14 protein-coding genes are annotated in these 13,593 nt (G+C 40.1%); 5 read left to right on the top strand and 9 right to left on the bottom strand.

The window, feature by feature from the left end; translation table 11 throughout:
- Nucleotides 1-40: 40 nt before the first annotated feature.
- Nucleotides 41-958 carry a hypothetical protein gene (locus A7P55_RS14370; RefSeq protein ID WP_171552617.1) on the top strand — a complete coding sequence of 306 codons (918 nt, stop codon included), beginning with the start codon at nt 41-43 and terminating at the stop codon, nt 956-958.
- A gap of 50 nt (nt 959-1,008) precedes the next feature.
- On the opposite strand, the gene A7P55_RS14365 is transcribed toward A7P55_RS14370, so the two are convergent.
- On the bottom strand, nt 1,009-1,569 hold the full coding sequence (locus A7P55_RS14365; protein WP_171552616.1) for a TetR/AcrR family transcriptional regulator: 561 nt from the start codon (nt 1,567-1,569) through the stop codon (nt 1,009-1,011).
- 448 nt (nt 1,570-2,017) lie between these two features.
- Between A7P55_RS14365 and A7P55_RS14360 the strand changes: the two genes are divergently transcribed.
- Nucleotides 2,018-2,872 carry a hypothetical protein gene (locus A7P55_RS14360; protein WP_171552615.1) on the top strand — a complete coding sequence of 285 codons (855 nt, stop codon included), beginning with the start codon at nt 2,018-2,020 and terminating at the stop codon, nt 2,870-2,872.
- A 182-nt stretch (nt 2,873-3,054) separates the two neighbouring features.
- Nucleotides 3,055-3,510, top strand: coding sequence for a DUF441 domain-containing protein (locus tag A7P55_RS14355; protein WP_004653942.1), 456 nt, complete (start codon nt 3,055-3,057; stop codon nt 3,508-3,510).
- Nucleotides 3,511-3,596: 86 nt separating this feature from the next.
- Here the strand turns inward: A7P55_RS14355 and A7P55_RS14350 are convergent, their stop codons facing one another.
- Nucleotides 3,597-4,517, bottom strand: coding sequence for a LysR substrate-binding domain-containing protein (locus tag A7P55_RS14350; protein WP_171552614.1), 921 nt, complete (start codon nt 4,515-4,517; stop codon nt 3,597-3,599).
- A 241-nt stretch (nt 4,518-4,758) separates the two neighbouring features.
- Between A7P55_RS14350 and A7P55_RS14345 the strand changes: the two genes are divergently transcribed.
- On the top strand, nt 4,759-5,454 hold the full coding sequence (locus A7P55_RS14345) for an epoxyqueuosine reductase QueH (RefSeq protein WP_171552613.1): 696 nt from the start codon (nt 4,759-4,761) through the stop codon (nt 5,452-5,454).
- 51 nt (nt 5,455-5,505) lie between these two features.
- Here the strand turns inward: A7P55_RS14345 and A7P55_RS14340 are convergent, their stop codons facing one another.
- On the bottom strand, nt 5,506-6,297 hold the full coding sequence (locus A7P55_RS14340) for a DUF4198 domain-containing protein (protein WP_171552612.1): 792 nt from the start codon (nt 6,295-6,297) through the stop codon (nt 5,506-5,508).
- A gap of 193 nt (nt 6,298-6,490) precedes the next feature.
- Between A7P55_RS14340 and A7P55_RS14335 the strand changes: the two genes are divergently transcribed.
- On the top strand, nt 6,491-7,711 hold the full coding sequence (locus A7P55_RS14335) for an MFS transporter (protein WP_171552611.1): 1,221 nt from the start codon (nt 6,491-6,493) through the stop codon (nt 7,709-7,711).
- A 26-nt stretch (nt 7,712-7,737) separates the two neighbouring features.
- Here the strand turns inward: A7P55_RS14335 and A7P55_RS14330 are convergent, their stop codons facing one another.
- The 6 genes from A7P55_RS14330 to A7P55_RS14305 form a co-directional block, all read right to left on the bottom strand.
- Nucleotides 7,738-8,343, bottom strand: coding sequence for a DUF2238 domain-containing protein (locus tag A7P55_RS14330; RefSeq protein WP_171552610.1), 606 nt, complete (start codon nt 8,341-8,343; stop codon nt 7,738-7,740).
- A gap of 95 nt (nt 8,344-8,438) precedes the next feature.
- On the bottom strand, nt 8,439-9,392 hold the full coding sequence (locus A7P55_RS14325) for an ABC transporter substrate-binding protein (RefSeq protein WP_171552609.1): 954 nt from the start codon (nt 9,390-9,392) through the stop codon (nt 8,439-8,441).
- A 9-nt stretch (nt 9,393-9,401) separates the two neighbouring features.
- Nucleotides 9,402-10,166 (bottom strand): ATP-binding cassette domain-containing protein, encoded by a 765-nt coding sequence (locus tag A7P55_RS14320; protein WP_171552608.1) that lies wholly within the window; start codon nt 10,164-10,166, stop codon nt 9,402-9,404.
- Complete coding sequence (locus A7P55_RS14315) at nt 10,157-11,113, bottom strand: iron chelate uptake ABC transporter family permease subunit (RefSeq protein ID WP_171552607.1); 957 nt, start codon at nt 11,111-11,113, stop codon at nt 10,157-10,159. Before A7P55_RS14315 ends, A7P55_RS14320 begins: the two co-directional genes overlap by 10 nt.
- Nucleotides 11,103-12,059, bottom strand: coding sequence for an iron chelate uptake ABC transporter family permease subunit (locus A7P55_RS14310; RefSeq protein ID WP_171552606.1), 957 nt, complete (start codon nt 12,057-12,059; stop codon nt 11,103-11,105). Before A7P55_RS14310 ends, A7P55_RS14315 begins: the two co-directional genes overlap by 11 nt.
- Before the next feature lie 292 nt (nt 12,060-12,351).
- On the bottom strand, nt 12,352-13,335 hold the full coding sequence (locus A7P55_RS14305) for an ion transporter (RefSeq protein ID WP_171553252.1): 984 nt from the start codon (nt 13,333-13,335) through the stop codon (nt 12,352-12,354).
- Nucleotides 13,336-13,593 lie beyond the last annotated feature (258 nt).

Genomic DNA, 13,593 nt, shown 5'->3' with positions numbered 1-13,593 from the left:
AGCACCTTTTTTTTATAATTAAAAAAAGGAAAATCCATTGATGACAACTCAAGATTCAACGATAAATATTGAAGACTATAAAAATATCATGCAGTTTTTTTATGACTTTAATGATGAAAACACCGAAAAACGTAGTCAGGCGCTGATTTGGTTTTATGAGAACTTTGAATTGGTCTTATCATTTCCCCTCTATTTATCCATACAGTCAGTAGGAGGTATCAACGAAAGTCAGATTAGCCCTCAAATTAATATTTTAGAGCTACAAGATGATCAGGGTATCTCCCATCCAACCTATGTGATTGCGACTTATGCCTTTCAGCCCACTATTGAAATGCAAGAACCGCTCTCAGAATTTAAATTTATCAATCTTGAACTTGGCAAAATTCTTTTCAACATTTTTCCAGCGATACAACAAAAATATGAAAATACCGTCATCTCTATTTCATTTCCGAATGATATTCATCAACAGTTCTTTTTAGACCGACAAGAGAGTGCATTTATTAGTTTATTTAATGATGATATTGAGATTTTAAAAAAAATAGCATTTACCGCATTATCAAGCCAAGATTCCAATTTAAGCGAAGAACTCTGGTCACGCCACTTAAATCACCGCCAATTTAGACGATTCATTTATAGTTTTGGCTTAGAACATCCTGAAATTGAAAAAATTTGGTGTTGGGGGCTTGGGAACATACTTTACATCACACTTGATTGCCCATCTTCGTGTTTTACTCAATATAAACAACTATTAACACTTGAGTTATCAGCTGTTATACAAGATTCTGAACTTTCGTTACAAGTTTTAGATTTAACTCAATTAGAAAAAAATGAAATACAAGAAAATATATTAGCCGAAGGATTTAGTTTATTTTTCCAAAAAACATGGAGTCATTTTTTCTTATTTCGCTGGTGGCGTAATTTTCGAAAAATACCTCTTATCGTCGTCAATAATCAATGATAAAGTAGTGTCATCCTTTTGTAAATTAAAGGATGACACTGTTATTTAAGCTAAGCTGCTTCTAAATGAATCAAACGTTCAATATAATACCAACACTCTTCGATTTGGGCACGATCCTTATTTACTTTCGCATAAGCTGTCATACCATCTAAAATATTAATATACATGGCTGTGAGCACATGAGGTTGAAATACTTTAGCCTTTTCAAATAGGTCTTCAATTAATCCCATGATCCACTCACGATATTCGACAATTGGCCCAATAATAGAGGGATATTGTTGTAGAATTTCTAAAGAAGCTTTTTGAAACATACAACCATGGAAATCATCTGAGTTGAACCAAGACAAATGCCAAAAATAGACTGCCTTTATTTTCCCCAAATAATCATCTGCTGCGATTAAACTGATTTCATATTCAATTGCTTGTTGAATACTTTTATTCCTTCGAGACAAGCACTCTTCGATCAGATTTTCTTTGGAAGGAAAATACTTATAGAAAGTCATTTTGGCAACCCCTGACTCACTAATAATTCGATCCACACCCACAGTGCTATAGTTATGACGGTTAAAAAGATCTAGAGCCGTTGCAATAATATCCTCTTTTTTTGACATTTTATTATCCTTGTAGAATTCTATCAAAAAACTTAATGCATTATTTAGACATAGTTTACATGCTGGAAAATTCTGGCCACTATGTATCATTTATCTTATTGTAAGAGCATTATAGAAAAATTATATTTTCTTTATTGTCCCATCTATAGAGTAAGTAAAAATCACTCCTCATACAAGATCATTTGTAAAAAAAGTTTACTATTTAAAAAAAATATTAAATATAGCGTGAAGCTATTCACCTTTTATTGACAGTTAAGTTAATTCATAAACTTTCTTACTATTTTTTAGCCTTTTTAATAAATTGATTTCACAAAAAAATCATTTTATATTTAAACCATCCAATAAAAAGATATTTGGTTGAACCAATAGTTATTCATAAGCAACCAAAGACAATCTAACTAAATAATTGGAAAAGCAATAATATTATTAATTCATCGAGTACAAGACTATGCCAAAAACTTTTGAAAACTTTAACAACCCAAGACAAAATGCTATTGAAGGAATGAAGAATAGTATTTCTACTGAACAATGGAACAAGAATCTGAACTTTCTGAAACAATTACGTGCAGAAATTTCAAATCATCCTGTTTCACGTCATCCTGCCATTCAACTTTTAAATGATGGTGTTATTGATAAAGAAACCTTAAAACACATTCATTTAGAATATCGCCATGCCATTGTACAAGTATTTACGGATGCTTTGTTGATGGCGCAATTTCAAAGCAAACAATTGGAACCACGTTTATTATCCGGTTCTAAAATGTTCCCGCGCTTTTTACTTAATCTTAATATTCTGGATGAATTTGGTTTCCGCCCAGGGCTTGATCAAGATGGTTACTATTCGGGTAACCCTGAATATGCACACTACCCTTTATTTGAAGATGTGCTAAATGACTTTGAACTAAGCCAATCAGAGCGTAATGACTATCAACCCTCTTTAATCGCTCAACGTGTCCGTAACTACCTAGAAAACTCATTTGATAGTTACCAAGCTGTTTCTGCTTTATTGGCAGTCGCAGAAGAAGAAGTAATTTTATTTAGTCCTGCATTACGTCAGGCGACCAATGCTGTTGGTTTTGATGTGGATAGCGGCTATTACTATGTGCATGGTGTTTCACATGATGCAACCGCCGAAGCAGCGGATGACGACCATGAAGACGATTTATGGTTCGTATTGGCACAGGCCTGTGTCGAATCTGAATATGCATCGATTCGCCAAATTTGCCTTGAATATTGCGATTTATGGGAACAGTTCTGGGATGAACAAATTGCCTATTATGGAGCATTCAAAAAACTGGCTTAATCTCTTTCGCACAAGGAAGCCATCTTTCAACTTTTAGTTGAAAGATGGCTTTTTTAATGTCTTGGAGAATCTACAAAAGCCTGAGTATAAAAGCCTTCTCCTCTGTTATTAAGATGAATTTAACCAAAGTTAGCGACTATTTACGATATAATTCAACTTTCTTTCCCGCAAATGTTTCGCGCATGTTTTCACAATTTGATGTCAACTTATTGGTTCTGCTTGTTTTATTGGGCTGCGGTATCTTTAGTCAAAATACGGCTGTCACAATCGCAGCTGCTTGTCTAATCTTGGTTAAACTCACTCCCTTGAATCAGTTTTTCCCCTATATTCAAAATCATGGTTTGAATATTGGCATTATTATCCTGACCATTGGTGTACTTGCACCGATCGCAAGCGGCAAAATCAGCGGTGAAAGCATTCTCAAATCATTTATCAGTATTAAGTCATTAGCTGCAATTGCGGTTGGATTATTAGTGGCTTGGCTGGGTGGTCGTGGCGTTAAACTGATGAGTAATCAGCCAGATGTGGTTGCAGGGCTTTTGATTGGAACCGTGGCAGGCGTTGCGCTATTACGTGGGGTACCTGTTGGCCCACTGATTGCCGCAGGGATATTATCCTTGCTGATTGGTAAATCATGAACGGACTAAACCAAAAAATAGAGGCGTATCGCGCTTTAATAAATAGGTAGTGGTACTGCCACTACCTGATAACCAACAATCGCTGATTACTGTTCATAATATACGGTGCGTAACTTGGAAAACTTTTCTAGCTGCTTAATAAAGCCTTCAAAATAATTCTTTTCCTTATCTTCACTCCGATAACCCGCGTAAAGCTTCCGTCTTAAACCTTGTGGGGAAACACAATCTAAACGCCGACTCACCACCCAGCCTTTTTGCTCATACTCATTCACCACCCAATCAGGCAATGCGGCAATACCACGCCCACTGGCAACCAATTGGATCAACATTTGAGTTAAATCGGTGGTACGAATATGTTTGGGTTGAATATTGGCAGGGATAAACAAGTGCGCCATGATATCAAGACGATGCTTATCGACTGGATAGGTAATTAAGGTCTCTTCTGCTAGATCCTGTACCGTCACCTGCTCTGCACGCACCAAGGGATGGGTGTTGGAAAGCACTAAACGAGATTCATATTCAAAGATCGGAAAGTACTCAATGCCTTTTAATGCAATGGGATCAGCCGTAATCAATAAGTCAAATTCCGCATTTTGCAATAACTCGTGCGGATTCGATTCAAAACCTGCTGCAAAGTCTAGGTCCACATCTGGATATTGCAGACGATATTGATTGAGTAATGGCATGAGCCAATCAAAACAGCTATGGCATTCCGATGAGAAAATAATTCGTCCAGTTTGCCCATGCACAATACGGGTAATATCGGTTTGTGCAATTTGCACCTGTGGCAGTACATCATCTGCAAGTTTCAGTAAACGTTCACCCACATTGGAAAAACTCACAGGACGGCTACGACGGTTAACCACTTCAACTCCATACCAGTGATCCAATTCTTTTAATTGATGTGAGATTGCCGATGGCGTAAGACATAAATCGGTTGCTGCAGATACCAATGAACCGTGCTCTCTTAAAGCAATTAACGTTTTTAAATGACGGAGTTCTAACACGACCACTACCATTATTGAATTTAATTCATCTTAGCATGATATTAATTAGTTTGTCTCAACATGGCTTTTATTTCATTATTTACCGTTCACGGTCGTTTAAAAACTCAGCACACCTATTGCAATTGATACGCTGATGCTTTTGGTATTAAAAAATTTTCAGCTTGAGCTGAGAACATTTCATGGAATTAGAGCGCCACAGACGTTTAAAGCTTTTACAATAAACAATTCACTTTTGCAGACCATGCCGACGATGCCTCATCCAAGTCAAAAGACGCTTGAACGCCAAACACTCAGCCTACCTGAAGGACACGACAAACTGTTGCTGCATTCATGCTGCGCACCGTGTTCAGGTGAAGTGATGGAAACCTTGATTGAGTCTGGCATCGACTTTTCAATTTTTTTCTATAATCCGAATATTCATCCTGTGAAAGAATATCTAATCCGTAAAGAGGAAAATATTCGCTTTGCCGAAAAGCATAATATTCCTTTTATCGATTGTGACTACGACACTGACAACTGGTTTGCCCGTGCCAAAGGCATGGAAAATGAGCCTGAAAAAGGCATTCGCTGCACCATGTGCTTTGATATGCGTTTTGAAAGAACAGCGCTGTATGCCTATGAACATGGCTTTAGTCTGATCAGTAGTTCACTGGGCATTTCTCGCTGGAAGAATATGCAGCAAATTAATGATTGTGGTCTACGTGCAGCGGCGCATTATCCAGATATCCAATATTGGGACTACAACTGGCGTAAACACGGCGGTGCGGTCCGCATGCTGGAAATCAGCAAACGCGAAGAGTTTTATCAACAGGAATATTGCGGTTGTGTTTATTCGCTCAGAGATAGTAATCGCTGGCGTATGAGCAATGGTCGTGATCGTATTCAATTGGGCGTTAAATTTTATAGTAATGCAATGGATGACGAGTCAAATCAATAAAATTGACCTCAAAATAAAAGGCTAATTCAGATGAATTAGCCTTTTTGCTTGTTAATTTACGGCAACACTGATGATGCTATAGAACTGATTGTTTGGCTTTTGCTTCGCATCGACTGCTTCGCTGACTTCAATTAGATATTCGCCTGCTTTAGCAAAGACTAAATCAGCACTGCCATCTGCGGCGGTCTTCAAGCTAATCCCTTGTTTATCGGTTGCACCTTTAGCACGAATGACCACATTAGCATTAGTCAACGCTTGATTGGCTTTCGATACTTTAATTTTCACGGTTTGATTGGCCTTTAGCTCACTTGGATGGGTTAAAAACTCAACTTGAATCGGTGCTGTACTTGCCTGCACTGGCGTATTCTTCTCTTTAGATACATAAGTCAAAAATGTCCATTCACGGGTAATTTCAACAGGTGTAAATTTTTTCGCTTTTAAATCTGAAGGAATCACAAAATCACGCTCAGCTTTAGCAGGTGCTTTGTCTGCTGGCATATCAAAGAACATTTTCCATTCTTTTTGATCTTGCACATATTTCAATGGATAACTGGCACTGGTTTTGACCGTATAAGTTCCTGCTTCAGGCAATTTCAAGTCAAATACAGTTGCCGAACTGAGCTTAGAATCTGGCTCAATCGTGGTTTTAGTTTTATTCGGTGCGGTAATCTCAAACTTCGCATCTTTTAATGCATATTCACTCTGTAAAGCCTCTTCTGCATAGCCCGAGATAATTGCAACTTGGGTTTGTTCCGTTGTATATGCAAGTGGCGCAACATAGGGTTCATGAGCAAAGCTATAAGCTGAAGCAAGCAACAATGAACTGATCAATAATTTTTTCACTCTTTTCCCACCCTTATAAAAATTTAGCTTGAAACATCTGCTTTGCATTATACATAAATGAAAATAATTATCATTCAATTAATCAATTTTTATGATGTATCTCCAAATCAATTGAGATAAAAATTGTGTTCTATTTCACTTTTCTTAAAGCGAGTCGAATATAATACAGCGGTACTTTTAGACTCAAAATATTATGTCCTCGCCAAACTCTCCCTTAGATTCCACACCCTTACACAATTATTCCTTATTCCTGGTTATTTTCTCCCTTGCTGTTGGTAGTTTCTGTATCGGCACTACCGAATTTGTGGCAATGGGATTGATTCAAGAAATTGCCACCGATTTAAATGTCAGTGTGCCACATGCAGGCTATTTCATCAGCGCCTATGCACTCGGTGTCATGGTCGGTGCTCCGATTATTGCGATTTTAGGGGCAAAAGTACCCCGTAAGACGCTATTGCTTAGCTTGATGCTTTTTTATGGCCTGGCCAATGCAGCAACCGCTTTTGCCACTACACCTGAAGCCATGTTGCTGTCTCGCTTTATTGCAGGTTTTCCACATGGTGCCTACTTCGGCGTAGCGGCCTTAGTTGCGGCTGAACTGGCGGGCAAACAGCGCCGTGCAACTGCGATTGCACAGGTGATGATGGGGCTCACCATTGCCAATGTCATTGGCGTGCCGATTGCCACTTGGCTGGGTCAACAATTTGGCTGGAAATCAGGTTTTGAGTTTTCTGCGGTGATTGCGTTTATTACCCTGATCGGTGTCAGTCTATTTGTTCCCAATATCCCATTGCAGAAAACCGCCAGTATCAAAGCGGAGTTGGCAGGTTTAAAAAATATCAATATGTGGCTGACTCTTGCCGTTGGTGCAATTGGCTTTGGTGGCATGTTCTCGGTGTATAGTTATGTTTCACCGATTCTAACCGAATATACCCATGCCGATATTCGAGTGGTGCCTGTGGCCCTTGCAATTTGGGGTGTAGGTATGGTGATTGGTGGTCTGGTTGCTGGCTGGTTGGCAGATAAAAATCTATTTAAAACCATTATTGGCATCTTGATTAGTTCGGCACTGGCATTTGTTGCCGCCAGTTTTATGATGTCCAATCTTTATACAGCAATTGCGGCCCTATTCTTGATTGGTTTTACCGTGATCGGTCTAGGCGGTGCCTTACAAACCCATTTGATGGATATTGCAGGTGATGCGCAAACTTTGGCGGCCTCACTGAATCATTCAGCTTTCAACTTGGCCAATGCGCTCGGTGCTTTCTTGGGTGGTTGGGTCCTCAGTCATAATATGGGCTGGTTAGCACCGATTTGGGTGGGTTTTGTATTAAGTTTAGGTGGTCTGGCGATTCTATTGATTGCGCTAGCGTACGCCAAATATTCACCAAAAAATGAATCTGCCGTGTCTTAATGGCAGATTCATTGCTTTGGCAGTGACTAGATTAACTCTGCTATTTGTCGATCATGCCATCGAGAGAATAACAATAAGGCTGTGATCGACCCAATCAAGGCAAAAAACATATCTGATTGGGTATCCCACTCATCCCCTTGTGTCCCCAAAAACTCTTCTGCCCCTTGCCCCAAAGACAATGCTGCCGCCCATTCAATCAATTCATAGCTGGCACTGATGGCCAATACAATACAGATCACAATAAAGCTCAGCATTTTGCCTTTGCTTAAAATATGGTTGCGAATCAGAATTTCACGTGCAGCTATGGCAGGGACAAAGCCCTGCATAAAATGTCCAATTTTGTCATAAGGATTACGTTCTAAACCAAACCATTGTGCCATCTCAAAACCCAACGGCACACGCGCATAGCTATACGCCCCGCCCACAATCAGCACAATGGCATGCAAGAAAATCAGTCCATATAACAGAGGGCTGAGCGGAAAAGCTTTGTAAGTGGCAAATAATAACGGGACCACAATCAATATGGGTATGACCTCAAGCCACCACGTGGTTCGATCGAAAGGCTGAATTCCAGAAATCAGCAGCAAAATGGCTAAAATCGCCGTGCCCAAATACAATAAAGAAATACGCATGATGTTATAAAAGTAGTGATTTATTTCATTACATCATATAAAAAACCCAAAGCAAGTCCTTCGGGTTTTTGTTATAAAATCAGCAGATTGAATTTTTATTTCACGGCATCTGCCACTTCTTTCAGCATGTCCTTCATACCATCTAGACCATTGTTCATCAGATACCAGTTACTTGAATCCAGATAAACAATATTGCCATTTTGCGCGGCTTTAGTTTGGTTGATAATCTTATTATTCAACACTTGTTTTGCACCTTGCTGATTTTCAGTAATTGCAGCACCGCGGTCAATCACGAATAGATAATCTGGATTTTTCTGAGCGATAAATTCATGCGACACCGCCATACCATGCAAGCCCACTTTGATTGAAGGGTCTGCAGGAGTAAAACCATATAGATCATGGATATTACCGAAACGTGAACCTGGCCCATAAGCCGCAATTTTGCTGTTATTGACCAGAACCACTAAAGCAGTTTTAGCTTTAGTTTTAGCTTTTAATGCGGCTATATCTTTTTCCAAAGTTTGTAATTGCTGCTCCGCTTCTGGCTTTTTACCCACCATTTCAGCAATATTTAGGGTTTGCTGCTTAAATGAGTTGAACTGATCGTTATAGTCCACATCGACAAAATAAGTTGGTGCAATCTGTTTGATCTGCGCCACCAGATTCTCCATTCGTCCGCTCATCAAAATCAATTCAGGTTGGCTGGCTGCAATTTTTTCCAGATTCGGTTCTTTGACTGTACCGACATCCAGATATTTACCCTCATTAAAGTCTTGCAGCACTTTTGGCAACGGCGTACCTTTCGGTAATGCCACCACTTTGTCATCCGCGCCTAAAGCATGAATAGTATTCAAAGCACTGGTATCCAATACCGCAATGCGAGATAAGTCTGCAGGAATCGTGATCTGACCAGCCTTACTATTAAAGCTCAAACTATCCTGTGTCGCAGTAGCATTTACATCCTGTTTTGCAGAAGGTGCTTCGGAATTACCACATGCAGCCAAGACCACACTCAGCATCATGACTGGCAATGTTTTTTTGAAAAGCATAACGAACTCCTAACTAATAAAATACAAACCTAATTTGTGTTGTTCAACCTGTTGAATCGGGATATGAAAATCAAAAATATCGTTGAGAATGCGTTCATCCATCATCTGCTGTGGATGACCTTGGTAGACCAATTGCCCTTCTTTCATGGCAATGATGTGATCGGCATAGACCGAGGCAAAATTAATGTCATGAATTACCACAATGATGGATTTTCCATGATTTTCAGCCAGATCTTTTAACACCTTCATAATCTGTGAAGAGTGCTTCATATCCAGATTATTCAAAGGTTCGTCCAGCAAAATATAATCGGTGTCTTGTGCCAGAATCATGGCGATATAAGCACGCTGACGTTGACCACCTGACAGCTCACTCAATTGGCGATGGCGTAATGCTTCTAAATCCATATAGGCAATGGAACGGTCAATCACCTCACGATCTTCTGCGGTCAAGCGTCCTTGTGAATATGGGAAGCGACCAAATACCACCAAATCTTCAATACTTAGTCGTAACTCGGTATGATTGGACTGTTTTAAGATGGCCAGTTTTTTTGCAATCTCGGCACTTTTCATTTGGCGTAGATCCTGTCCATCCAGCAACACTTGTCCCTGATCTGCCTCGATTAGACGGCTCATGATCGCCAGCACGGTACTTTTCCCCGCGCCATTCGGGCCAATAAAAGCCGTAAACTGCCCTTTGGCAATACTCAGGGAAAGCTCTTGTACCACCTGCTGTTGCTGATAGCTTTTGCTTAAATTCTTTAGCTCTATTGCCATTTTTTATTTTCCTTCAGTAATATCCAGAAGAAATAAATTCCACCGACAAAATTAATGATCACACTCAATGTGGTTTTTAAGTTCAATACATGCAGCACCATGAATTGCCCAACCATCAGACACAGGATACTGACCAGAATAATGCCGACTAATAAGATGTGATGTTGATGGGTCTTGAACAGCTCAAGGCTAATGTTGAGAACCAGCAAGCCAAGGAACATCATCGGGCCTGCCAAGGCTGTCGCAGAAGCCAACGCCAATACCACCAGAATCAATAACAAGCGGCTGGTCTTGTCATAATCCAGACCCAAATTCAGAGCATGATCGCGTCCCAACGCCATCACATCCAACTTGTGATAATGCTTTAAGCTGTAAAACAGAATCGGCACAATGGTCAGTAAAGACAGTCCAACGGTTTCCATTTTCACCACATTAAAACTGGCAAAACCGGCATAGGCTGCAATCTGAAACTCATCAGGATCGAGCAAGACTTGAAAAAAGGTGGTCATGTTGTCGAATAAAGTCGAACAGATCAGCCCGACCAACAGCAGAAAGTAAATATTTTGCTGTGCAACTTTCTTGAAAATAAAGCGATACAACAATAAGGCAAAGCTCAGCATTAACACCAAGCTGATCAAATAATCCAAGACAAAGTTAAATGACAGCAAGGTACTGGCACCAAAGAAATAAATAATCTTGGTCTTGGAGAGTTCATATAACTTATCCAATCCTAATGCCTGCGGTGTCACGACCCGATTATTGACAATGGTATGAAATACCATTGTCGACACACCTACAGCAACGCCTGCGACAATGATTGCGGCAACAGTTTTTAAACGCAGACCGAGTGCATATTGCCATGTCACACCTAAGCCCCAACCTAAGTACAAGGCAATGCTGAGGATAGTTAAAAAGGCTAAAACAATGAGCTTGGTTTTATGTGGCATAGCGGTATCTCCTGAGCAATAACCACAGGAAAATCACACTACCAACGATGCCCATAATTAGACTCACCGACACCTCATAGGGATAGATCACTACCCTACCAAAAACATCACAAAGCAATACCAGCAAAGCACCGAGGAGCGCCGTATGTGATAAGGTTCGGCGGATATTGTCACCTAGATATAAGCTGACCAAATTCGGTACGATCAGCCCAAGAAACGGAATCGCACCCACGGTCACAATCACCACACCGGTAATCACCGAGACCAGAAGCAAACCCAGAAATAAGGTCTGTTTATAATTCAGTCCAAGATTGGTGGCAAAATCCTGTCCCAAGCCTGCCAAGACAAACCGATTGGCAAAGATATAAATCAGAATCAAAACAGGAACACTGAGATAGATCAGTTCATATTGGCCATTTAAAATGGTAGAAAAATCACCTTGCAACCACCCAGCCAAGTTCTGCAATAAATCCATTTGCAAGGCGATAAAGGTGGTAAAGGCTGAGATAATACTACCGAAAATCATCCCCACCAGTGGAACAAAGACGGTATCCCGATGCTTGAGGGTTGCCAGAATGCTCATAAAGGCCATTGCCCCGATCAGTGTCACAGTTATGGCAAAACCAGTTTTTACAAAGATTGAAGCACTCGGCAGCAAGATAATCGAAACCAGTACACCTAAACGGGCACAGTCATATAAACCTGCGGTGGTTGGAGAAACGAAACGGTTGCGACTGAGTGACTGCATAATCAAGCCACAGACGCTCAGGCCCGCACCAGCCACAACAATTGCCATGAGACGCGGCAAACGACTGGTCCAGAACAATTGCCAGTCCTGTGGATTGCCTGCCCACAAACCGACAAGACTCATCTCGCCTACACCGACAAATAGGGAAATCAATGCCAGTGGAAGCAATAATAAAATTAGATAACGCCGCTTAATCATGTTGGGAGAAATTCATCAGTTGCGTAAACTTAAAATAAGCTTAAAAATTACAAAACATTAAACAAGAAACTATCACAAATGATAAAGATTATTGTTAACTTTTTTAAATGAAATAGCTTTTGTGTGAAGTAGCACTTAATGAACTGAACTTTTAATTTTTAATAAAAAAGCCCTAAGTCTCAGTGTTACCGAGCTTTAGAGCCGAATTGAGTGTCGCCACATCCGAATAAATGGCTAAGCATTACCAATTTATACTGAAGCCTTAGGCTACATTTTTATAATAAATTTCAAATTATTCAGGAAGCTTTTCACCACAGTGTGGGCAGTAACGGCACAGTTTCTTTTCCTGCTCCTGATCTTCTAGCAACTTTTCTCTGACCAGTTGCATAATAATTTCATGGGTCTGCTCTTTGGGTAAACCGACTTTTTTGCGAATCCGTTCAATTTCCACTTGATCATGCAGCAAGTCCAAACCTTTGGCCTGGAGTACTTCCCTAAACTCTTGCTCCAGTCGCTGATTACGCATATTTAATTCATTGGCAAGGCCAGAAGCCAAAATACCCGCTGGTAATGCAGCAATACCGACACCAAGAATGGTAATGAATGCACCGAGTATCCGCCCCAAGTTGGTCACAGGGGTCACATCGCCATAACCAACAGTGGTTAAGGTAACTACTGCCCACCACATCGATTGTGGTATTGAACTAAACGCCTCAGGCTGGGCTTTATTTTCCACCACATAAATCGCTGATGCCGTCATCACGATCATAATCACCAAGATAAAAATGACCGCTTGGAATGAGCCTTTTTCGCGTTGAATCACGCGCAATAGAATTTGCAGGGAAACAAAATATCGGGTCAGCTTGAGTAAGCGAACCAAGCGTAAGACCCGTAAGAAACGCAAATCGATCGGAACAATGAAATTGAGATAAGCAGGTAAAATCGCCAATAAGTCGATAATTGCCCCACCACTTTTCATCCAGCGAATCCGCTGTTTCCAAGCCGCTTGTTGTGGTTCTTCCTCAACAATACTCCACAGCCGCAGCAAGTATTCCCCACTAAAAATCATGATCGATAAATTTTCAAAGATATCGAAATAAGGCCTGTACAGTTGATAAAATTCATTGACGGATTCAAGCAAAACCGCTGCCACGTTGCCAATAATCAAGGCAATCAGCAGATAGTTTAGGCAGGTACTGACCTTACTTTTATAGTCATCATTATGCAGATTGTCATAAACAAAACGTCTTAACTGTTGCCATGAAAATTGAGTCATACCGTATTTTTTGTTCGATTCAGCAAGCTCAAAATGTAGCATGTTGCTTTCATATTGAATAAGAAATTTTAACCCTAAACTCCATTTCCCTCACAAAACGAAGCCATTTGCCAATTCATTGCCCTCTATCACGCTGTTTCAACAAAACTTTCTTTGCAGTTTGACACTCGCTTCAACGATAATAAAAGCTTAGTGGTTATTTTCTTTAACGATTCATTCATAAAGAACTATAAATTTTATTAAACCCGTACAACAAGG

The sequence above is a fragment of the Acinetobacter sp. Ac_5812 genome, assembly GCF_013072695.1.
Classification (GTDB): domain Bacteria; phylum Pseudomonadota; class Gammaproteobacteria; order Pseudomonadales; family Moraxellaceae; genus Acinetobacter.
Note: the sequence above shows the minus strand (reverse complement) of the source record. Positions and strands in the feature narration are given on the sequence as shown.

Excerpts from the sequence above, each read along its gene's own strand:
- A7P55_RS14305 (WP_171553252.1), bottom strand. The coding sequence starts at position 13,335 with ATGACTCAATTTTCATGGCAACAGTTAAGACGTTTTGTTTATGACAAT.
- A7P55_RS14360 (WP_171552615.1), top strand. The coding sequence starts at position 2,018 with ATGCCAAAAACTTTTGAAAACTTTAACAACCCAAGACAAAATGCTATT.
- A7P55_RS14310 (WP_171552606.1), bottom strand. The coding sequence starts at position 12,059 with ATGATTAAGCGGCGTTATCTAATTTTATTATTGCTTCCACTGGCATTG.
- A7P55_RS14320 (WP_171552608.1), bottom strand. The coding sequence starts at position 10,166 with ATGGCAATAGAGCTAAAGAATTTAAGCAAAAGCTATCAGCAACAGCAG.
- A7P55_RS14370 (WP_171552617.1), top strand. The coding sequence starts at position 41 with ATGACAACTCAAGATTCAACGATAAATATTGAAGACTATAAAAATATC.
- A7P55_RS14355 (WP_004653942.1), top strand. The coding sequence starts at position 3,055 with ATGTTTTCACAATTTGATGTCAACTTATTGGTTCTGCTTGTTTTATTG.
- A7P55_RS14365 (WP_171552616.1), bottom strand. The coding sequence starts at position 1,569 with ATGTCAAAAAAAGAGGATATTATTGCAACGGCTCTAGATCTTTTTAAC.
- A7P55_RS14325 (WP_171552609.1), bottom strand. The coding sequence starts at position 9,392 with ATGCTTTTCAAAAAAACATTGCCAGTCATGATGCTGAGTGTGGTCTTG.
- A7P55_RS14335 (WP_171552611.1), top strand. The coding sequence starts at position 6,491 with ATGTCCTCGCCAAACTCTCCCTTAGATTCCACACCCTTACACAATTAT.
- A7P55_RS14345 (WP_171552613.1), top strand. The coding sequence starts at position 4,759 with ATGCCGACGATGCCTCATCCAAGTCAAAAGACGCTTGAACGCCAAACA.
- A7P55_RS14330 (WP_171552610.1), bottom strand. The coding sequence starts at position 8,343 with ATGCGTATTTCTTTATTGTATTTGGGCACGGCGATTTTAGCCATTTTG.
- A7P55_RS14315 (WP_171552607.1), bottom strand. The coding sequence starts at position 11,113 with ATGCCACATAAAACCAAGCTCATTGTTTTAGCCTTTTTAACTATCCTC.